General features: G+C 36.2%; 15 protein-coding genes and 1 tRNA gene. 8 read left to right on the plus strand and 8 right to left on the minus strand.

The window, feature by feature from the left end; genetic code table 11:
- Positions 1-385: 385 nt before the first annotated feature.
- The 4 genes from ACM55M_RS12590 to ACM55M_RS12605 form a co-directional block, all read right to left on the minus strand.
- Positions 386-1,438 carry a proline iminopeptidase-family hydrolase gene (locus tag ACM55M_RS12590; RefSeq protein WP_416858021.1) on the minus strand — a complete coding sequence of 351 codons (1,053 nt, stop codon included), beginning with the start codon at positions 1,436-1,438 and terminating at the stop codon, positions 386-388.
- A gap of 24 nt (positions 1,439-1,462) precedes the next feature.
- Complete coding sequence (locus ACM55M_RS12595; RefSeq protein ID WP_416858022.1) at positions 1,463-3,238, minus strand: AMP-dependent synthetase/ligase; 1,776 nt, start codon at positions 3,236-3,238, stop codon at positions 1,463-1,465.
- A gap of 574 nt (positions 3,239-3,812) precedes the next feature.
- Positions 3,813-7,466: a phosphoribosylformylglycinamidine synthase gene (purL, locus tag ACM55M_RS12600; protein WP_416858023.1), complete on the minus strand. Its 3,654-nt coding sequence runs from the start codon at positions 7,464-7,466 to the stop codon at positions 3,813-3,815.
- Positions 7,467-7,550: 84 nt separating this feature from the next.
- Positions 7,551-9,077 carry a hypothetical protein gene (locus ACM55M_RS12605; RefSeq protein WP_416858131.1) on the minus strand — a complete coding sequence of 509 codons (1,527 nt, stop codon included), beginning with the start codon at positions 9,075-9,077 and terminating at the stop codon, positions 7,551-7,553.
- A 140-nt stretch (positions 9,078-9,217) separates the two neighbouring features.
- Between ACM55M_RS12605 and ACM55M_RS12610 the strand changes: the two genes are divergently transcribed.
- The 6 genes from ACM55M_RS12610 (at position 9,218) to ACM55M_RS12635 (ending at position 14,342) form a co-directional block, all read left to right on the plus strand.
- On the plus strand, positions 9,218-9,655 hold the full coding sequence (locus ACM55M_RS12610) for a PaaI family thioesterase (RefSeq protein ID WP_416858024.1): 438 nt from the start codon (positions 9,218-9,220) through the stop codon (positions 9,653-9,655).
- The gene (locus ACM55M_RS12615; RefSeq protein WP_416858025.1) at positions 9,655-10,719 is read left to right on the plus strand and encodes a chorismate-binding protein; all 1,065 of its coding nucleotides are present in this window, start codon (positions 9,655-9,657) and stop codon (positions 10,717-10,719) included. The genes ACM55M_RS12610 and ACM55M_RS12615 overlap by 1 nt, the downstream gene beginning before the upstream one ends.
- A gap of 45 nt (positions 10,720-10,764) precedes the next feature.
- Positions 10,765-11,481, plus strand: coding sequence for a bacillithiol biosynthesis deacetylase BshB1 (bshB1, locus tag ACM55M_RS12620; RefSeq protein WP_416858026.1), 717 nt, complete (start codon positions 10,765-10,767; stop codon positions 11,479-11,481).
- 74 nt (positions 11,482-11,555) lie between these two features.
- Positions 11,556-11,631: transfer RNA gene (locus ACM55M_RS12625), tRNA-His, on the plus strand.
- A gap of 381 nt (positions 11,632-12,012) precedes the next feature.
- The gene (locus ACM55M_RS12630) at positions 12,013-13,209 is read left to right on the plus strand and encodes a PAS domain-containing sensor histidine kinase (RefSeq protein ID WP_416858027.1); all 1,197 of its coding nucleotides are present in this window, start codon (positions 12,013-12,015) and stop codon (positions 13,207-13,209) included.
- A 275-nt stretch (positions 13,210-13,484) separates the two neighbouring features.
- Entirely contained in the window at positions 13,485-14,342 is an 858-nt protein-coding gene (locus ACM55M_RS12635; protein ID WP_416858028.1) for a sulfurtransferase, read from the plus strand.
- Positions 14,343-14,579: 237 nt separating this feature from the next.
- Here ACM55M_RS12635 and ACM55M_RS12640 read toward each other — a convergent pair whose 3' ends face one another.
- The 3 genes from ACM55M_RS12640 to ACM55M_RS12650 all read right to left on the minus strand — a co-directional run bounded on the left by ACM55M_RS12640 (position 14,580) and on the right by ACM55M_RS12650 (position 16,944).
- Positions 14,580-15,593 carry a M28 family peptidase gene (locus ACM55M_RS12640; RefSeq protein WP_416858029.1) on the minus strand — a complete coding sequence of 338 codons (1,014 nt, stop codon included), beginning with the start codon at positions 15,591-15,593 and terminating at the stop codon, positions 14,580-14,582.
- A 27-nt stretch (positions 15,594-15,620) separates the two neighbouring features.
- A complete protein-coding gene (locus ACM55M_RS12645; RefSeq protein ID WP_416858030.1) occupies positions 15,621-16,394 on the minus strand; it encodes a dienelactone hydrolase family protein in 774 nt (257 codons plus the stop codon).
- A gap of 97 nt (positions 16,395-16,491) precedes the next feature.
- Complete coding sequence (locus ACM55M_RS12650) at positions 16,492-16,944, minus strand: Lrp/AsnC family transcriptional regulator (protein ID WP_291249121.1); 453 nt, start codon at positions 16,942-16,944, stop codon at positions 16,492-16,494.
- A gap of 232 nt (positions 16,945-17,176) precedes the next feature.
- On the opposite strand from ACM55M_RS12650, the gene rocD reads away from it, so the two are divergent.
- A complete protein-coding gene (gene rocD / locus ACM55M_RS12655; RefSeq protein WP_416858031.1) occupies positions 17,177-18,427 on the plus strand; it encodes an ornithine--oxo-acid transaminase in 1,251 nt (416 codons plus the stop codon).
- Positions 18,414-19,400, plus strand: coding sequence for an arginase (locus tag ACM55M_RS12660; protein WP_416858032.1), 987 nt, complete (start codon positions 18,414-18,416; stop codon positions 19,398-19,400). Before rocD ends, ACM55M_RS12660 begins: the two co-directional genes overlap by 14 nt.
- Before the next feature lie 166 nt (positions 19,401-19,566).
- Here the strand turns inward: ACM55M_RS12660 and ACM55M_RS12665 are convergent, their stop codons facing one another.
- Positions 19,567-20,370, minus strand: coding sequence for a ferritin-like domain-containing protein (locus ACM55M_RS12665; RefSeq protein ID WP_416858033.1), 804 nt, complete (start codon positions 20,368-20,370; stop codon positions 19,567-19,569).
- Between the last annotated feature and the right edge of the window lie 9 nt (positions 20,371-20,379).

Below are 20,379 nucleotides of genomic sequence, written 5' to 3' on the forward strand. Positions count from 1 at the left end.
GAAAAATAACAAAATAACATCTAAAGTGTTAAATAACAATTAAATATGAAATATTTGTCAGGCTAATCGAGTTGGATGCTGTTTTTTTGGGCGTATCCCTGCGGGCCGGGCTGTAAGTTGTATCCTTTTATGAAGTCCCGTCCCGAGGCTTCGGGATCGGGACTTCATAAAAGGATGCCACTTCTATCCCTTACGTAAATCCTGCTACTGGAGAATAATGTGGGTTTGTAGTTTAATTTTTGAGATTACTGGTTTCGGTAATTGTAAGTGGTTTATCCTTCTTTGAAGTTATTTTGGGGAATAAATTCTTTGGATTGAATGATGAATTTTATACTGATATCAAATTTGCTAGTAAGGAAACGATGATTTGTTGAAAATTGTTGTTTTACCCTTTCTTAAATTTCCCCTTATCCACATCTTTCAAAAACTTGATCACGCCTGTAAAATAGTTTTTTGGATCATCGTATTGCGAGAGGTGGCTTCCGTTAGGACAAAACAAAAAACGTCCGTTTTGCACTTCGCGGGCAATCCATTTCATGTGTTCGGGATCCATCGTGTCGTATTTCGAACCAATTGTTAGTGTAGGAACTGTGAGGGTTTTTAGTCTGGCTTTTACATCCCAATTTTTTAGTGTGGCATTTCCGGTGATACCAAATTCACTGTGACCTTGCATGAACACATATACATCAGGATTGATGTGTTTGAAACACCTGTTGATGGATTCTGGCCATTGGTCGAGAGGCATTCTTAAAATATGTTCCGTGTAGTAGTATTTGAAAAGCAACTCGCTGTATTTTGGATTATCAAAATCATTGTTTTTCTCGATATCCTGTAATTGCTTTAGGATTTTTGGATCCATTTGAGGTGCCAGAACGTCTTTTGCGTAAGCGTTATATTCCTTAGCGCTCGCCATCATATTGGAGATAATCAAACCTTTCAGGTTTTTTTGATATTTCAACGCATATTCCATTGCCAGGATTCCGCCCCAAGATTGTCCCATCAGGTAAAAATTGGAACTGTCTAAGCCTAATGCAAGTCGTACTTGCTCGACTTCCTCCACAAAGCGTTCATTGGTCCATAAACTATTGTCTTTGGGCTGGTCGCTGTAATACGAACCCAATTGGTCGTAGTAGATATATTCGATGCTTTCGTTAGGGAAATACCCGTCAAAACATTCATACAGTTCGTGTGTCAATCCAGGGCCGCCGTGAAGAAGCAATACTTTTATTTTTGGATTATTGCCCACAGTTTTTGTCCAGACTTTAAAAGTCCCTTTCGGTGTTTTTATCGGAATCATTTTGATGCCGCCAGTCAATTGGTCATCCCTTTTTGAGAAATCTAAATAATTTGCTTTTATAGCATCGTCTTTGGGTTTTTCTTGGCAATCAGAAAAAAAGAACATACTTATAACGGAACAAATTAGGACTTTTAATTTCATGTTTTGTTGAGGTTTTATCAAATACTAGCCGTAGATTTTATGAAATAAATTGATGTATTTCTCCATTACGATTTTTCGTTTCAGTTTTAGCGTAGGGGTCAATTGTCCGCCTTCAATGGACCAAACGTCCGGTGTCAATTCAAAGCGTTTGATTTTTTCCCAATTTCCAAATTTTTCATTTAACGTATCAATTTCTTCTTGAATTCTTGCAATAACTTTTTCGTTCGAGATAATTGCTTCATTACTTTTTCCAGCATCTATTCCATGAATAACTGCCCATTCTTTAATGAACTCAAAACTTGGTTGAATGATTGCTGCCGGCATTTTTTGTCCGTCACCAATCACCATTATTTGTTCAATGAAACGGGATTGTTTCATTGTGTTTTCAATTAATTGTGGTGCAATATATTTCCCTCCGGATGTTTTGAACATTTCTTTTTTACGATCCGTAATTTTCAAGAATCCATCTTCATCAAATATTCCAATGTCTCCCGTGTGGAAATACCCGTTTGTAATGACTTCGCTGGTCAATTTTTCATCTTTGTAATACCCCATCATTACGTTTGGTCCTTTGCAAAGGATTTCGCCGTCTTCGGCAATTATGACTTCAACGTTATCAATTACTTTACCCACAGTTCCTACTTTGAAACCGTGATTTCTCATGTCATTTACCGAGATTACAGGAGAGGTTTCAGTCAAACCATAGCCTTCCATTACGGGAATTTCTGCAGCAGCAAAAACTCTGGCTAATCTGGGTTGTAAAGCGGCGCTTCCGGAAACCATCAAATCCAGATTTCCGCCCAAGCCTTCTTTCCATTTGCTGAAAATTAATTTACGTGCAATTTTGAGTTGGAACTCATACCATAATCCATTTTTGCCGTAAGGCTCATAAATCAATCCCAAATCAATTGCCCAAAAAAACAGTTTCTTTTTGATACCGGTCAATGCGGTACCTTTGGCGTAGATTTTATCATATACCTTCTCCAAAAGTCTTGGAACTGCAGTAATAACGGTAGGCCTTACTTCCTTGAGATTGTCACTAATTTTATCGATTGATTCTCCAAAATAGATCGAAACACCATAATATTGGTATAAATACAAAATCATTCTTTCAAAAATATGACAGACAGGCAGGAAGCTCAACGCCCGACTTTTTCCCGCTTCAAAAGGAATTCTGGAAGCGCTGTCCAACACATTTGAGACAATGTTTTTATGCGAAAGCATGACTCCTTTTGGTTTTCCTGTTGTCCCGGAAGTATAAATAATGGTCGCTAAATCGTCTGTTTTTATATTGTTTTTTCGGTCTTCAACAACATTTTGATTGCTTTGGTCTTCGCCAAGAATTAGCAGTTCATTCCAATTTTTGCAACCTTCAATTTCGTTGAACGAATAGACTTCTTTAAGCGTTGGTACTTTATCTTTAATCAAATTGACTTTCCGAAGCACTTCCGCATCGGATACAAAACAATACATGGCACCGGAATGATTTAAGATATATTCGTAATCATCTTCAGAAATCGTAGGGTAAATAGGAACCGTTTGCGCTCCAGTTTGCAACACCCCAATATCTATAATATTCCATTCGGTTCTATTATTAGAAGAGATGATAGCAATCTTATCGTCTTTTAGAACACCCAGTTTCAGTAATGCTCTTGATACAGCATTAGCTTTCGCAATGTATTCTTCAGTAGAAGTTTTTATCCAAACCCCATTTTTCTTTGTTGTTAAAGCATCTGGAATTGAAGTATATTTATCTTGCTGATAATAAGGAAAATCAAAAAGTCTGGTTATAGAAGTCATTATTCTGAGGTTGAATTTTATCGCAAATTAATTAAAAATTAATGATAATTATTAATTTTAAAAAATTAAATAGAAATTAAACCAGAATTATTTTATTTTACGAAATCGTTTTCTCTGAATTAAGATTATGAGGTTCAATAGGAATGCTTTATTTTTATCAATACCATCTTTTTAGTATTGATAAAAGCCTAAATTGGTAGCTTTTTACAATGCAAATTTGTAAATTTATAATAGAATACAGTATCATTTTTGTAGGACAGTTTTTGAAAGATTATAAAGACGATACTGGATGTATTGAGTTTTGGAATGTTTAAATTCTGTTTAATAGTATTGTTACTAATTTGATAGGTTGGCACAATGGCATCAAGTACATAGAGGTTTTCCAACCTTCCGTCTATGACCAACGAAATGGTACACGAGTTTGATACCCATTGATTAGTAGTATAAAATGATAGTATTAAACAGAATTTGTTTATCAGATACAAAGTTAATGTGAACTTTAAATCCGAGTTAACACCATAAAAAAAAAGCGCTCCTTTTCAGGAACGCTTTTATAAAATCTATAAAAATATAATTATTTTTTATCCATCCATTTTCTGGCGTTGACAAAGGCTTCATGCCAAGGCGAAACTTCATCGTCTCTATCTTTTGGATAATGTGCCCAGTTCCATTGGAATGTAGAACGCTCAATGTGTGGCATCATAACCAAGTGACGTCCTGTTTTGTCGCAAAGCATCGCCACATCAAAATGCGATCCGTTTGGATTAGCAGGATAGCCTTCGTAGGCATATTTAGAAACAATATTATAATTTTCTTCACCCATTGGTAAATTGAATTTTCCTTCTCCATGCGAAACCCAAACTCCAAGTGTACTTCCCGCTAATGAAGAAAGCATCACTGAATTGTTTTCCTGTACCGTTACCGATGTGAAAATACTTTCGTGTTTGTTACTTTCGTTGTGCAACATTTTTCCGTGTATTTCATGCTCCGGATTAATTACTTCCAGTTCCATAAATAATTGGCACCCATTGCAGATTCCAACAGATAACGTATCGTCTCTCTTGAAGAAATTGTCTAAAGCTGTTTTTGCTTTTTCATTGTATAAAAAGGCTCCGGCCCAACCTTTGGCAGAACCCAAGACATCTGAATTAGAGAATCCTCCAACAGCCCCGATGAACTGAATGTCTTCCAACGTTTCACGACCTGAAATCAAATCGGTCATGTGAACGTCTTTTACATCAAAACCGGCTAAGTACATCGCATTTGCCATTTCACGCTCCGAGTTACTTCCTTTTTCACGGATAATAGCTGCATTAGGTCTTGGTTTTGAATTGTTGATAACTGGTTTTTTTCCTGTAAAATGTGTTGGAAAAGTATAGTGTAACGCTTGGTTTTTGTAATTATCAAAACGCGCTTGAGCCGTTCCGTTTTTCGATTGTTTTTGGTCTAATAAGAAGGAAGTTTTGTACCAAACATCCCTGTATTTAGCAATGTCTAATGTACAAGGACCAAAATCTAAAGTCGCTTCATTGGTAGCGGTTCCTAATTTGTAGAAAGAAACAGTATTGGCGTTTAATTTAGATTCTACTTCAGCATCCGATTTTGCTTGGAAAATAATTCCAATATTTTCTGCAAAAAGGTATTTGATAATGTCTTTTTCTTCGAAAACTGAAAAGTCTATTTTAGCTCCCAAATTCACATCGGCAAAACACATTTCCAATAAAGTAGTAATCAAACCACCACTTCCAATGTCGTGTCCTGCAAGGATATTATTATCTAAAATTAATTCTTGAATGGTATTGAATGCTCTTTTGAAAAATGCAGCGTCTTTAATAGTTGGTACTTCATTTCCAATAGTGTTCAATGTTTGTGCAAACGAAGAACCCCCTAATTTGAAATCATCTTGCGACAAATTGATGTAATAAATAGAACCGCCGTCTCTTTGTAAAACGGGTTCCACTACTTTTCTAATGTCGGTACAATTTCCACCTGCTGAAATAATTACCGTTCCCGGTGCAATTACTTCATCATTTGGATATTTTTGTTTCATGGAAAGGGAATCTTTTCCGGTTGGAATATTGATTCCCAATTCGATTGCAAAATCCGAACAACCTTGTACTGCGGCATATAAACGAGCGTCTTCCCCTTCGTTTTTACACGCCCACATCCAGTTAGCAGACAATGAAATTCCGTCTAAACCATCTTTTATCGGCGCCCAAACAATGTTAGACAATGCTTCTGCAATAGCTGTTCTGCTTCCCGCAACAGGATCAATTAATGCTGCAACAGGAGAGTGCCCAATCGAAGTCGCAACTCCTTCTATTCCTTGGTAATCCAAAGCCATTACACCACAATTGTTCAATGGCAATTGCAAGGGTCCGGCACATTGTTGTTTGGCTACTTTACCACCTACACAACGGTCCACTTTATTGGTCAACCAGTCTTTACAAGCTACTGCTTCCAGTTGAAGTACTTGCTCTAAATACGTGGAGATGTTTTTCTTGTCGTAGCTTAAATCAGTATAATTTCTTTTGATAGTTTTGTCTGTCATCACCACTTTTGGAGAACTTCCAAAAAAGTCTTCCAACGCAAAATCCATTGGTTTAGCACCAGTTGATTTTGATTCGAAAGTAAAACGATGGTCTCCGGTTACGTCTCCCACTTGATACATTGGAGAGCGTTCTCGGTCGGCAATTTTTTGCAATAAATCGATATTTTCCTTACCAATAACTAATCCCATTCTTTCCTGAGATTCGTTACCAATTATTTCTTTTGCCGAAAGGGTAGGATCTCCCACAGGCAATTTATCTAAATCAATTAATCCACCAGTATCTTCCACTAATTCCGAAAGACAGTTTAAATGTCCACCAGCTCCGTGATCGTGTATCGAGACAATTGGATTGATATCGCTTTCTACCAAACCACGAATGGCATTGGCAGCACGTTTTTGCATTTCTGGGTTCGAACGTTGGATCGCATTCAATTCAATTCCTGAACTGAAAGCTCCGGTATCTGCGGAAGAAACTGCAGCGCCACCCATTCCAATTCTATAATTTTCACCACCAAGGATAACAATTTTATCGCCTGTTTGTGGTTTTTTCTTAATTGCTTGGTCTAATTTTCCGTAACCAATTCCACCTGCTTGCATAATCACTTTGTCGAAACCTAGTTTACGAGCGTCTTCTTCGTGTTCGAAAGTCAGAATAGAACCTGTAATTAACGGTTGTCCAAATTTATTTCCAAAATCAGAAGCTCCGTTGGATGCTTTGATTAAAATATCCATTGGGGTTTGATACAACCATTTTCTTTCGGTCATACCATTTTCCCACGGTCTGTTTTCGGCTAAACGAGAGTATGAAGTCATGTAAACTGCCGTTCCTGCCATTGGTAAAGAACCTTGTCCACCTGCTAAACGGTCCCGGATTTCTCCACCAGAACCCGTAGCAGCTCCATTGAAAGGCTCTACGGTTGTTGGGAAATTATGTGTTTCTGCTTTTAATGAAATAACCGAATCAAATTCTTTTACTTCGTAAAAATCAGGTTTGTCAGCACTTTTTGGAGCAAATTGTTGTACACGTGGCCCTTTTACAAAAGCAACGTTGTCCTTGTAAGCCGAAACAATATCGTTAGGGTTTTCCTGAGACGTTTTCTTGATTAATTTGAACAAAGAAGATTCTTTTTCTTCGCCATCAATTATAAATTTTCCGTTGAAAATCTTATGACGACAGTGTTCTGAATTGGCTTGTGAGAAACCAAAAATTTCAGAATCCGTTAGTTTGCGTCCTAATTTAAGCGCCAAAGTGTCTAAATAATCGACTTCTTCCGGACTTAAAGACAATCCTTCTTTTTTATTGTAGGCAGCAATATCATCGATATCCAAAATAGCTTCCGGAAGTACATTGATAGTGAAAATATCTTGATTTAACTCGGCGTATTTTTGCGAAAGCATCGGGTCAAAATCCGAAAAATCAGCTGTTGCTTTGTGAAATTCTTCAATTCGGATGATTCCGGAAATTCCCATGTTTTGGGTGATTTCCACTGCATTGGTACTCCAAGGCGTTATCATAGTGGCGCGAGGACCAACAAAAAAATCCGTCAACACGGATTTTTCTATTTTATAGGAGTTGGCAAAAAGCCAGTTGAGTTTTGAAATGTCTTGAGCCGAAATTTCGTTTTGCGTTTGCACTGCAAAAACAGTTTTGCTTTGGTTTTCAAAGAAATGGATCATTGTTTTTTAGTTTGTTGTATTGCGATGCAAATTTAGTTTAAATATATAGTACGAGCAAATGTGAAAAGCAAAGACTTTAAAAAATTATTTAGGAAATGGTTTGTTTTGATACGCCCCTAAATCAGGAGGAAAAGTTCTGGTGTTTCCTGTAATATCCAACGGAATCAAATATGCCGAATTCCCTTTTGCGAAAGCGGCGGAAGCCTGGTCAATGTTGAATTTGTTTTGGGAAACCTTCAGGAATTTTGGGTCTTTATTTAAAATAATTGCTCTGTAATGTGTTGCATCTGTTTCAAATTGATAGTCTGGATTGGTCGTAAATTGATTAGAAGTATTGTCGAATTTTAAGAGACAATTATTGAATTGGTATACAAAAGCAGCACTTGTTTTTTTGCTTAAAATCATTTCATTGGAGTACGAACCGTAAATAATACAATTATTGAATGTTGCTTCGGTCAAGTCTTTTGCTTCAGGAACTGCTCCTAAAATGTAATTGCTTACCAAAACCGCCACTTGTTCAGAGCTATTCCAGTTGTTGTTGAACGTGCAATGGGTAAAGTTGTAATTTCCGCCATACGAGCAAGCTAAACTGGCTTGTCCTGCATTATTGATGACCATATTTTGGCCATTAATTTTTGCGGTCTGCGCCAAAATACCATAATTGGCTGAATTATAGATTTGGGTATTTTTTATAGTTGTAGTCGTTCCGTCGTTGTTTTGAATCAGTAATCCGATAGTTCCATTTTTGATGGTAGCATGATTCAATTGATTATTGGTGCTGCCACTGGTTAGCCATATTGCTCCCCATTGACCCGGAACATCTGAATATTCGGGTTCTAATCGATCCCCTTCAAAAATGACTTCTTTTTCTAATTTGTCTGTTGTAGACGCAGTTCCATTTATATGTATCGATGCATTATTAGATACGATAAGACCGGAATTTACATGAAAATGGACTCTGGCTCCCGCATCAAAAGTTGCCGTTTTTCCTGAAGGAACGGCGGCATAACCATAAATCACATACGGTTTTTTATTGGAGAACTGCAATTCATTGCCATTTGCAGGATCATTTTCATCGAGATAAAAACCATCAATTTTTTCATCGCCGATAGGGAGTGTTTCCGTTGTCCCATCCGCAAACCGTTTTGGATACAGAAAAACGGCATCCTGAATAAGCGTCACTAATTCTACTTTTTGCAAATTTTCGCCGCCATCAAACTGAATTTGGTCCGTGTATAAAAAGTCGGTTGGGTTGGCATCAGCAATATTAGCGGTGGTTTCTATAAAAATATACAGACTGTCTTTGGCGAGAAGGTTAACATTAGTGAATATTTTTCCATTAGTTCCCTGCATTCCGTCCACTGTCATTCTGTATTTTGAACTCAATCCTTTTCCTAATTTTATGGTTGGGATAGTGATGTCATTTTTACTGTGATTGTACACTTTAAGTCGGTACGTACTGGAACCTATGTTTGTAAAAACAGTATCTAAGTAAATGGTGTCTTTTGAAAATACTAAATCACCTGTGCTGGCTGTAGTCTCAAAATCAGAACGACAAGCGCAAACAGATACCAATATTCCAATAAAAAGCAGTAAACTTATGGGACGCATTTTCGTTAGTTTTTTTGTAAAAATAAGGAAAATCTTATTTGGATAGGAAACGATTTTCAAATTTGAATTTAGAATAACACTTGCATTTGCTATTTTGTAACTCATCTTTTATTTAATTTTACATCTTTAAAGCCAAAAACATGACTTTCGACAAAGAAAAAATCCTTCAATATTGCAATCAAATTTCAAAAAATACATTGATGCAAACCCTGAATATTGAATATACTGATGCAGGAGAAGATTATTTAGTGGCTACTATGCCGGTAAATCCATCGGTGCATCAACCTATGGGATTATTACATGGAGGCGCTTCGGTTGCTTTGGCCGAAAGCGTGGGAAGTGCGGCTTCGATGTTATATATAAATTCAGAACACAGTGAAGTGCGCGGAATTGAAATATCAGCGAATCATTTGAAAGCAAAACGAGACGGAATTGTAACGGCAACGGCAAGAATCGTTCACAAGGGGAGAAGCATTCACCTTTGGGAAATACGAATTACGGATGAAAAAGACAATTTGATTTCGCTTTGCAAATTGACAAATATGGTTTTGCCAAAAAGAAAAAGTGAAGACAAATAATGGACGCAATTTTAGATAAAGCCCAAAATCAATTAGCCCAAAATTTACCTTTTGTATTGTATTGTAAACCCAATTCGGATATGGTCATTGGGCTTTTTCAGCAAAATGATGCATTGTATGAGGTAAATGATTTTACCGAAAAAGGCTTTGTTTTTGCCTCTTTTGATGGCAATCAGACCTATTTTATTCCTGAAAATCAATCCGAAATAGTTGGTGTTATTTGGGACCAAAAAAAAGAAGATGTTCTTGAAAGGGAATTTAAGGAACCAAATGGAGTTGCCAAAAATAATTTTGAAAGATTGGTTGCCAAAGGAATTCAAGCCATTGAAAAGGACGCATTCAAGAAAGTGGTTTTATCCCGAAAAGAAACAGTGGAGTTGGTTGATTTTAATTTGGTTACAGCATTCGAAAAATTGGTTCGGTTGTATCCCGCTACTTTTGTGTATTGTTTTTTTCATCCAAAAGTAGGAATCTGGCTGGGCGCTACACCTGAGCAATTATTAAAAGCCAATGTGAATGTATTTGAAACCATGGCTTTGGCGGGAACTCAAAAGGATAGTGGTTCGGAGGAAATAGTTTGGGATAAAAAAGAGAAAGAAGAGCAGCAATATGTTACGGATTATATAGTTTCGGTCTTGCAAGAGGTTGCTTTGGAAGTTTCGGTTACTCAGCCCTACAGCGTCAAAGCGGGAAGCGTCTGGCATATAAAAACGGATATTTGGGGCGTTTTGAATTCGAACTCCAGTTTGGAGCAAGTAATTCATTTATTGCATCCCACGCCAGCAGTTTGTGGTTTACCAAAAGATCAATCCAAAGCTTTTATTTTGGAAAACGAAAATTACGACAGGAGTTTTTATACTGGTTTTTTAGGGGAGTTAAACAGCAGTTTTGCAACCGATTCGGTAAGCTCTAATTTGTTTGTAAATTTACGCTGCATGCAAATTGAGGTTGATTTGAAACGCGCGTATTTGTATATGGGTTGTGGAATCACAAAAGATAGTGTGCCGGAAAAGGAGTGGACTGAAAGCATCAATAAATCAATGACGATGAAAAAGGTGTTGTAAGTAAAGTTTACAGGAAATAGATAACAGAATAGTAATAATTAAAATATGAAATTAGACATACTTGCTTTTGGTGCGCATCCTGATGATGTGGAATTGGGTTGTGCGGGAACTATTCTAAAAGAAATCTCTTTGGGGAAAACAGTCGGAATCGTTGATTTGACCCGTGGCGAGTTAGGAACGCGTGGTTCCGCTGAAATTAGAAATCAGGAAGCAAATGCTGCCGCAAAAATCCTAGGGGTTTCGGTACGCGAGAATCTGGAAATGCGCGATGGTTTTTTTGTCAATGACGAAAAACACCAATTGGAAATTATAAAAATGATTCGCAAGTATCAACCGGAAATTGTCTTGTGTAATGCTATTGATGACCGTCATATTGATCATGGAAAGGGAAGCAAATTAGTTTCGGATGCTTGTTTTTTATCAGGATTGAGAAAGATAGAAACTACAGTTGATGGTGAAAGTCAAGACGCCTGGAGACCAAAACTTGTCTATCATTACATTCAGTGGAAAAACATAGCACCTGATTTTGTAGTCGATATTACAGGTTTTACCGATAAGAAAATCGAATCTATCTTGGCTTACCGTTCGCAGTTTTATGACGCAAATTCCAAAGAACCGGAATCGCCAATAACGAGTAAGAACTTCTTTGAGAGTCTGAATTACCGTTCACAGGATTTAGGAAGGCTTGTAGGAGTGGATTATGCGGAAGGTTTTACGGTTGAAAGATATTTGGCAGTCAATAGCTTAGGAGATTTGATATAATTTTGCTGTAATTTTTTAAAAAAATTATTTGCAGAAGTAAACTTATGTTGTATATTTGCCACCGCTAAGCAAATGGTGGTTGTAGCTCAGTTGGTTAGAGCATCGGTTTGTGGTACCGAGGGTCGCGGGTTCGAGCCCCGTCTCCCACCCAGAAAGCAAAAGCCTTGAAGAAATTCAAGGCTTTTTTTGTGGGGTAAACTTTCGTGTGATTGCTCGGTTTTATTTATTGGGTTGAATATTGTTAAAGAGAAAGCGTATACTATAAATTAGGAACTTGAAAAAGTCGTTTAGGATTTCATAAGCAAATAAATGTTTTTGAAAAATTAACACCAAATATTGGTGCCAATAGTTCATGAGTCAATATAAAGTAGGTAGTAAAAACATAAACTGAAAATTAATTCAGGAATAGACTGCTTAGTAGAGGGACATTTATGTTTGGGGAATATTTTTGTATATCTTTGAGCGCATTTATACCTGATTTTCAAATACTATTCTGTATTCAAATTTTTTAAATATCATTTAATTCACCAAATGGAAAACGAGCAAATTAATTCTAAAATTCTTAAAAGTAATTATATCCCAACTGCTGAGTTTTATAGCCAAATCATAGATAGTTTACAAGATTACTCCATTTTTACTCTTGATAATGAATTTGTAATTAACAGCTGGAGTTCAGGAGCATCAAAAATCTTTGGTTATGAATCAGATGAGATTATAGGAAAACATTTTGATATAATTTTTACAGAACAAGACAAAAAAAATGGGATTCCGAAAAATGAAATAGAAATAGCATCAAAAGAAGGAAGAGCAACGGATAATAGATGGCACATTTGTAAAGACAAGAGTGAATTTTATGCTTATGGGCTGGTTTTTCCGCTTACTGGAATAGATGGAGAGCTGTTAGGATATGTTAAAATCCTACGTGACTTAACGGAAAGAAAGAAATCAGAAGATGCTATAAAAAAATATGTAAAAGACCTTGAAGATTTAAATACTCATAAAGAAAGTGTTCTTGCCATACTTTCGCATGATTTGAGAAGTCCATTATCCAGTATTATTGCTACTACAGGATATTTGAAATCAAATTTTGAAAGGATGGAGCCAAATACAGTTAAAGAAATGCTTGAGCTCCTTTATAAAGCATCAATAGATGAGTTAAATATGTTAGACTACCTAGTGGAATGGGCAAGAATTAAATACGCAGCAGAAGTGTTTTCTCCAAGAAAAATTGAACTGGTTCAGTATGTTCAAAAAGTTTTTGATACTTTAAATGATACTGCCTCTTTAAATACTATAAATCTTCATCATGAAATTGATGCGAATACTGAAGTCTTTGCTGATGGAAAAATGTTACTTTCCGTTATTCAGAATATAGTTTCGAATGCGATTAAACATTCGCGACCTGGAGGGGAAATTGTAGTTTCGGCAAAAACTAAAGATGATAAAATAATAGTTCAGATAAAAGATTCCGGTGTTGGTATGTCAAAAGAAATCCAAGACAAACTTTTTACGCCACAAATGAATATACTTTCAAAAGCAAGGACCGAAAATAAAGGTGCAGGAATAGGACTATTATTAGTGAAGGGGTTTTTGGAAAAAAATGGTGGTGAAATATGGGTAGAAAGCATAGAAGGTGAAGGTTCTTCTTTTTATTTTACATTGCCAATGGAGAAACCATTACACAAAATAGATAGTGCTGATAAAATTGAGTTTGATGAAAGCGCTTAAAAAATAATTCTAAGGTTGAACATAAGGTTTTGTAACAGCTGGAATTCAAAAAAAGATAACTTTAAAGTCCACATTAGTGGGCTTTTTTTATGGAGTAAATTCTGGTGAGAACAATTATCTCTGGTGTGTTTTTGGGATTTAATTGCCGTTTTGAGGATTGTAAATAATAGCATAAATTAGCCATACTTAAAAACTATTGTTAGTTTGTATCTATACTAAATTCAGTTGTTTATGAGTAGTAAATAATAATGACACTAATTGTAAAATTAAGAAATATGCCTCAAGACATTTCACCAATTATAAAGCCTGATGAACTAATAGCATTGCATCAGACAAGTGAATTAATTCTTATTGATGCCAGTAACGGTAATGGCGCTAAAGAAAATTATGGTACTGAACATTTAGATGGCGCATTGTATGTTGATTTAAATACGGAGTTAGCCAATATAAACGCGGATGTATCCATAGGAGGCAGGCATCCTTTGCCTACACTTGAACAATTTTCTGAAACATTAACGAGCCTTGGTATAACACCTAAGAGTCATGTAATGGTTTATGATGATAAAAATGGTTCTAACGCTGCTGCGCGGTTTTGGTGGATGCTAAAATCTGTTGGACACCAGAAAGTCCAAGTGTTGGATGGAGGATTTCAAGCGGCTATTAAAGCTGGATTTGCAACAAGCTCAAAAATAGAAATCCCATTGAAAACGGAACCGTATGAAATTGAAAATTGGTTGTTGCCGTTAGCAGATATTCACGAAATAGATAAAGTAGCACAAGGTACCGATTTTTTGGTTGTAGATGTACGCGATGAAGAACGATACAATGGAGAGAAAGAACCTATCGATTTAGTCGCCGGTCATATTCCGGGTGCCATAAACATTCCTTTTACCACTAATTTAGATTCTAATGGGTTTTTCTTGTCACCAGAGGAATTGAAGAATAATTATTTAAAAGAATTTAAAGATAGAGGAGCTGAAAATGTTATCGTGCATTGTGGTTCCGGTGTAACAGCTTGTCATACGCTTTTGGCACTAGCCTATTCAGGCCTAGAAATTCCAAAACTGTATGTTGGTTCCTGGAGTGAGTGGTCCAGAAATAATCGACTGATAGCGACTTCGAAGAAAGAGTAGCGGTTGGTTTTTCTGTATGTGTAAACACAACAAGAGCTTTGAATTCCTTCAAAGCTCTTATTGTATCGGGTTTGCACAAAGGATAGCAGTGGAAATCCTTTTTTTGTCTCGTTTTTTTTAACGAGACAAAAAAAGATTACTTCACATACTATTTATTTACATAGGAGTTCAGTGAACTTCGTTTGCAACGTATAGCCCGACCCGCTTTTTTCGGCGGGATGTACCCTAATGCTAAAACTATTTTTTATCGACTACAGGGCGATTTTCTCTGTTTGCCAATTCCCAAGCGATTACAAAAGCAAGTTGGGCTCTTTTGGCCAAAGCATCAAATTCAATTTTGTCGACTTCATCTGTTTTTTGATGGTAATCAGCATGTACGCCATTGAAAAGGAATACGGCTGGAATTCCATGTTTGGCAAAATTATAATGGTCAGAACGCTCATAAAAATGATTTGGATCTTTAGGGTCGTTGAATTTATAATCTAAATCCATTTTGATATACTTGGCATTTGCGATGGTACAAATGTTATCTAAATCCGTTGATAAACGATCCGCGCCGATTAGATATACATAATTATTTGTATTTGCATGTGCTTCGTCACGACGGCCAATCATGTCAATGTTGATGTCGGTAATCGTGTTTGCGATAGGGAACAAAGGGTTCTCCGAGTAAAAACGGGAACCGTGTAAGCCATGTTCTTCACCGGTAACATGAAGGAAAAGGATGGAACGTTTTGGACCGTGGCCCTCTTTTTTGGCTTTTTCGAATGCTTGTGCAATTTCCAACAAAGCGACTGTTCCGGAACCATCATCATCGGCACCATTGTAAATTTCGCCATCTTTAATCCCTACGTGATCGTAATGGGCCGAAATTACCAGCACTTCGTTTGGCTTTTCAGAACCTTCGATATAGGCCCAAATGTTTTCGGAATCAGATAAGTTTTCATTGCGTTTTGCATTCAAGTAGGATGCGGGGATTTTTTGGTAATAACTTGTCGCTCCTTTTGGAAAAGGCACGTTGTTTTTCTGGTATTGATTGATGAGATAAGCACCTGCTTTTTTCTGCCCGGCTGACCCTGTTTCGCGCCCTTCCATGGAATCAGCGGCGACAATATAAAGATGTGTTTTTAAATCGCTGGCCGTGATGGTATTCATATATTTTGTAGGTTCCACAACTGTAACACCCCTTTTTTGGGTTGTGCAGCTTATACTTAAAACTACCAGCAAACTTAATAATGTTATTTTTTTCATATTTTTTAATGTAAATTAAATCGAAAGTTATTTTTTCAAAACTTCATTTAAGAAAATTTTAAAATGTTCAAAAGAACGTTTGGCTGCTTTTTCGTTGTATGCAGCTCCTTTTGAATTGTCATTTCCTGCTTCTGGATCGGTGAACGCATGGACCGCATTAGCATAATAAACCATTTGCCAGTCGGCTTTGCTATCTTTCATTTCCTGTTGGAATGCGGTGATTTCTTCTTTGGATTCATACGGATCATCAGCACCGTGGCAAACTAAAATTTTTGCAGTTATAGGTTCTGTAGGACGAGATGCATCTTTACCTAATCCACCATGAAAAGAAACCACTCCTTTTACATTTAAGTGTGCACGTGCAGCTTCAAGTGCTCCAGTTCCACCAAAACAATATCCCATTATAACAATATTATCAGGATTTGCTCCAGATTTAATTAATTGTTGTAATGCTAATGAAATTCGCTTTTGGTATTCCTTGTAGTTGGTTTTGTAAAATCCTGCCTTTTGACCCGCTTCCGCATTGTCTTTTGGATAATTTCCAGCGCCATAAATATCGGCAACAAAGGCATAATATCCTAATTTAGCTAAAGTTTCTGCGGTAGTTTTTGCATGTTTATCAATTCCTTTCCAAGCAGGAAGAATTAGAATACCTGGTTTTTGCAGGTTTTTTTTCATTGGCTGAATTTGGAATCCATTCAAAACCTGAGTGCCATCACTATATTTTACTGGTTTCAGTTGTGCAAAAGTGCTATTTGAAAACAAGACAAATCCTAAAATAAATAACGCTATATTTTTCATAATTTTATTTTTTTAAACAAATATCTAAATAAATTGTGATTTTTGTATGTAAATATCCTCTTTTTGCTTTTTTTATAACAAAAAATAATGACTTGAATTATAACGTTATGTTTCTTTTGAAAGCGCAGCCTAATTCTATAATCGAATCCGTTTTTGAAATACCCGGAATATTATCAATTTTTTCATACAGGATTTTTCTCATGTGTTCGTGATTCTGGGCTACTATTTTTATATAAAGCGTAAAAGAACCGGTTACATAATAGCATTCCGTTATTTCAGGAATATTCTTTAATTCCTCAATAATTCTATTTGAATCTTGGTCTTTATTTAAGGTGATGCCGGTAAAAGAAGCCCAGTCGTACCCAATTTTTTTTTCGTTTATAATGGGTTTTATTCCCGCCAGAATTCCTTGTTCTGTCAATCGATTTACCCGCTGATGAACCATAGTATTGGATATTTTTAGCGTAGTGGCAATAGCTGAAAATGCCATACGACCATCTTTTTCTAATTCTTTAATGATATTGATATCAAATTCATCTAATGCATCCATGAAGTTTATTTTAAATTGAAAAGGTATTTTCTACTATTTATAAAAGTAACTATTATTTCTCATCTAATTGAAAGTAAAAATTACAAACCTATATTGTATAGTGACTTATTTTCGTACAAATAAAAGTGATTATTTGTTTTTAGATGATTAAATTAAGTCAAAATTATCATTTTTGTTGTAAAATAAAAAATATTATATATTTTTGTTTAAAATTTTTATTAAATAACAAGTCATGGAACAATCACATCAAGCACTTTCTTCAAAATCTGAAGCATTTATAGAAAAAGAAAATAAGTATGGCGCTCATAATTACCATCCTTTACCGGTAGTTTTAGAAAAAGGAGAAGGCGTGTATGTTTGGGACGTTGACGGAAAAAAATATTATGATTTTTTGTCGGCTTATTCGGCGGTAAATCAAGGACATTGTCATCCAAAAATTGTTGCAGCAATGGTAAAACAAGCGCAAACATTGACGTTGACTTCACGTGCTTTTTATAATGATCAGTTAGGGCCTTACGAAGAATTTATAACAGAATATTTTGGTTTCGATAAAGTTTTACCAATGAATACTGGTGCCGAAGCAGTGGAAACAGCTTTGAAATTGTGTAGAAAATGGGCGTATGAAGTAAAAGGAATTCCTGAAAATCAAGCAGGAATCATTGTTTGTGAGAACAATTTCCATGGAAGAACGACTACGATTATTTCGTTTTCCAATGATGAAAATGCGCGTAAAAGTTTTGGTCCTTTCACAGCAGGATTTATCAAAATACCATATAATGATATCGAAGCATTGGAAAACGCTTTGAAATCAACTAATAATATCGCTGGTTTCCTAGTGGAACCTATTCAGGGAGAAGCCGGAGTTTATGTTCCAGCCGATGGTTATTTGGCGAAAGCCAAAGCGCTTTGTGAACACTACAATACTTTATTTATCGCTGATGAGGTGCAAACAGGAATTGCACGTACCGGAAAATTATTAGCCGTACATCATGAAAATGTTCAACCGGACATTTTAATTTTGGGAAAAGCGATTTCAGGTGGCGTTTATCCAGTTTCGGCAGTTTTGGCAAATAATGCGATTATGGATGTCATCAAACCAGGGCAGCACGGTTCTACATTTGGAGGAAATCCAGTGGCTGCAGCGGTTGCTATTGCAGCACTTGAAGTGGTTCGTGATGAAAATTTATCGCAAAATGCCGCTTATTTAGGCGTTATTTTAAGAACAGGCCTTAACGAAATTGCTTCTAGAAATCCTCTAATTACATTAGTTCGAGGTAAAGGATTGCTTAATGCGATTGTTATCAATTGTGAGGAAGACTCGGATTTGGCTTGGGATATTTGCATGAAATTCAGCGAATACGGTTTATTGGCAAAACCTACACACGGAAATAAAATACGTTTGGCACCGCCATTAGTTATTACTGAAACTCAAATTCATGAGTGTCTTGGAATTATCGAAAGAGCATTAAATGATTTCAGATAATTTAATTGTCATGGAAAAAGCAATAAAATTAATCAAAAACCGGTCTGATATCGGTGCTGGAACCCGAGGTTCGGATTTAGGGATCGATGCTATTGAAATAGCCGCAATTAATCAAGACAGCGACTATTTTAATCAATTTGAGTTTGAGGATGTGAAAACGCATAACGAATCCATTTATGATAAAAACCGAAGCACTTCTGCCAAAAGGATTGAACATGTTGTGGAGCAGTGTACCAGAGTTTGTCATACGGTAAAGAAAAATCTGGAACAGAATTATTTCCCCATAGTTTTATCAGGAGATCATTCCTCAGCGCTAGGAACTATAAGTGGTATAAAAGCGACTTATCCGGAACAGACCTTAGGAGTGATTTGGATTGATGCCCATGCTGATTTGCATTCGCCTTACACATCACCTTCGGGAAATATTCATGGCATGCCATTATCGGCGGCTCTTGCGAATGATAATTTAAGTTGTCAGAATAATGAAGTGCCTCTTGAAACGCAACAGCATTGGGAGAAAATGAAAAATATCGGTAGTGAAGGTGCTAAAGTAATGGCTGAAGACATTATTTATTTTGGTGTTCGAGATACCGAAGAAGCCGAAGATAAGCAGATTGAAAAGTTGCATATGAGGAATTATAAGGTTCATGAAGTGCGCTATAGAGGACTTCAAATTTGTGTTACTGAAGCTTTGGCAGAGCTAACGAATTGTGACATGATTTATATTTCTTTTGATGTGGATTCCATGGATTGTGATATGATTTCCTATGGGACAGGAACTCCGGTACCAAAAGGGTTTGATCAATACGAGGTCATTGCAATTATTAACCAGATTATCGAAAGTAAAAAGGTGGTTTGCCTCGAATTTGTAGAAATAAATCCACTTTTGGACACTAAAGGAAACAAGATGGCTGAAACGGCTTTTGAGGTTTTGGAGGCAGTAACTTCAACACTTATTTTACCTATTGAATAAACTTATCTAATAATTAACGTATGCAAAGAAGCCCAAAATCTACAATTAGATTTTGGGCTTCTTATTTTTTAATAAAATTTAAAGTAATATAAATCTCAAAGGATAATAGAATAACTATGATCTTTTACATCAGTATACTACACTCTATTTTATAATATTCAAATATTTACACAATAAATAATCCTGCAATAGCAACTGCTTGTTCCGTAGTCAAAGGTTCATCGTAGGATTCTGATCCTGCGTTTGCACCAAATAATGATGATGTGTTGTAACCTGCTTGAATGATATTTTCCTCACCATTGTAGACTGCTTGCGTTGCCTCAGGCATTCCTGCTCCTCTTTGATTTAATGTAATCCATCCTTTAAGACCACGAAGTCTTCTTACTTCGGAGGCATGACGTGCTTCCACAGAATGAATCTGTAGTGCTGCTGTCAACAAATCTGGAGCAGACATTAAATTAGTGGCCTGGCCTTTATAAGCTCTTACACCTGTATCTTCAAAAGCCTGAGCTAAAGCTAAAAATGTAGGATAATGATTAAACGGATCGAAAGCTCCATTGACGGTAAAATCAAAAGTTGGTTTCTCAACAAAATTAGGGCTTCCAACACCTCCTAAACCATTAATCAAAAAAGTAACGTGATCGGTTTCATGGTCTGAAATTTGCATGAAAATTTTTTCATCTCTTCCACCGGTAGGAATTACACCAGATTCTAATCCCATAATATAATATTCTTTTTCAAGATATTCTAATGTTAATGCCAGCTGTAATGCTCCTATAGGGTTGCTAGGAGTAGGTTTTATTTTTCCAGCATAAGCCACATTTGTTAGTGATGAAAGCCCAAATGGAATTGAGGCTAATGCTAAATTTTTACCTAATTGACTTATTTTTCCAAAACTATCTCTTCTTGATCCTTTACTTTGCATTAATTCGTCATTAGTAAAAGACTCTATAAATTTTAATATGTTCATAATTTCTAA

The organism is Flavobacterium galactosi (assembly GCF_048158585.1).
GTDB classification, from domain to species: Bacteria; Bacteroidota; Bacteroidia; order Flavobacteriales; family Flavobacteriaceae; genus Flavobacterium; species Flavobacterium galactosi.

What these genes read in the sequence shown, in the direction of transcription:
- rocD (WP_416858031.1), top strand. Translation starts at nt 17,177, where the DNA reads ATGGAACAATCACATCAAGCACTTTCTTCAAAATCTGAAGCATTTATA.
- ACM55M_RS12650 (WP_291249121.1), bottom strand. Translation starts at nt 16,944, where the DNA reads ATGGATGCATTAGATGAATTTGATATCAATATCATTAAAGAATTAGAA.
- ACM55M_RS12630 (WP_416858027.1), top strand. Translation starts at nt 12,013, where the DNA reads ATGGAAAACGAGCAAATTAATTCTAAAATTCTTAAAAGTAATTATATC.
- ACM55M_RS12635 (WP_416858028.1), top strand. Translation starts at nt 13,485, where the DNA reads ATGCCTCAAGACATTTCACCAATTATAAAGCCTGATGAACTAATAGCA.
- ACM55M_RS12595 (WP_416858022.1), bottom strand. Translation starts at nt 3,238, where the DNA reads ATGACTTCTATAACCAGACTTTTTGATTTTCCTTATTATCAGCAAGAT.
- ACM55M_RS12640 (WP_416858029.1), bottom strand. Translation starts at nt 15,593, where the DNA reads ATGAAAAAAATAACATTATTAAGTTTGCTGGTAGTTTTAAGTATAAGC.
- ACM55M_RS12605 (WP_416858131.1), bottom strand. Translation starts at nt 9,077, where the DNA reads ATGCGTCCCATAAGTTTACTGCTTTTTATTGGAATATTGGTATCTGTT.
- bshB1 (WP_416858026.1), top strand. Translation starts at nt 10,765, where the DNA reads ATGAAATTAGACATACTTGCTTTTGGTGCGCATCCTGATGATGTGGAA.
- ACM55M_RS12645 (WP_416858030.1), bottom strand. Translation starts at nt 16,394, where the DNA reads ATGAAAAATATAGCGTTATTTATTTTAGGATTTGTCTTGTTTTCAAAT.
- ACM55M_RS12610 (WP_416858024.1), top strand. Translation starts at nt 9,218, where the DNA reads ATGACTTTCGACAAAGAAAAAATCCTTCAATATTGCAATCAAATTTCA.
- purL (WP_416858023.1), bottom strand. Translation starts at nt 7,466, where the DNA reads ATGATCCATTTCTTTGAAAACCAAAGCAAAACTGTTTTTGCAGTGCAA.
- ACM55M_RS12590 (WP_416858021.1), bottom strand. Translation starts at nt 1,438, where the DNA reads ATGAAATTAAAAGTCCTAATTTGTTCCGTTATAAGTATGTTCTTTTTT.
- ACM55M_RS12665 (WP_416858033.1), bottom strand. Translation starts at nt 20,370, where the DNA reads ATGAACATATTAAAATTTATAGAGTCTTTTACTAATGACGAATTAATG.
- ACM55M_RS12615 (WP_416858025.1), top strand. Translation starts at nt 9,655, where the DNA reads ATGGACGCAATTTTAGATAAAGCCCAAAATCAATTAGCCCAAAATTTA.
- ACM55M_RS12660 (WP_416858032.1), top strand. Translation starts at nt 18,414, where the DNA reads ATGATTTCAGATAATTTAATTGTCATGGAAAAAGCAATAAAATTAATC.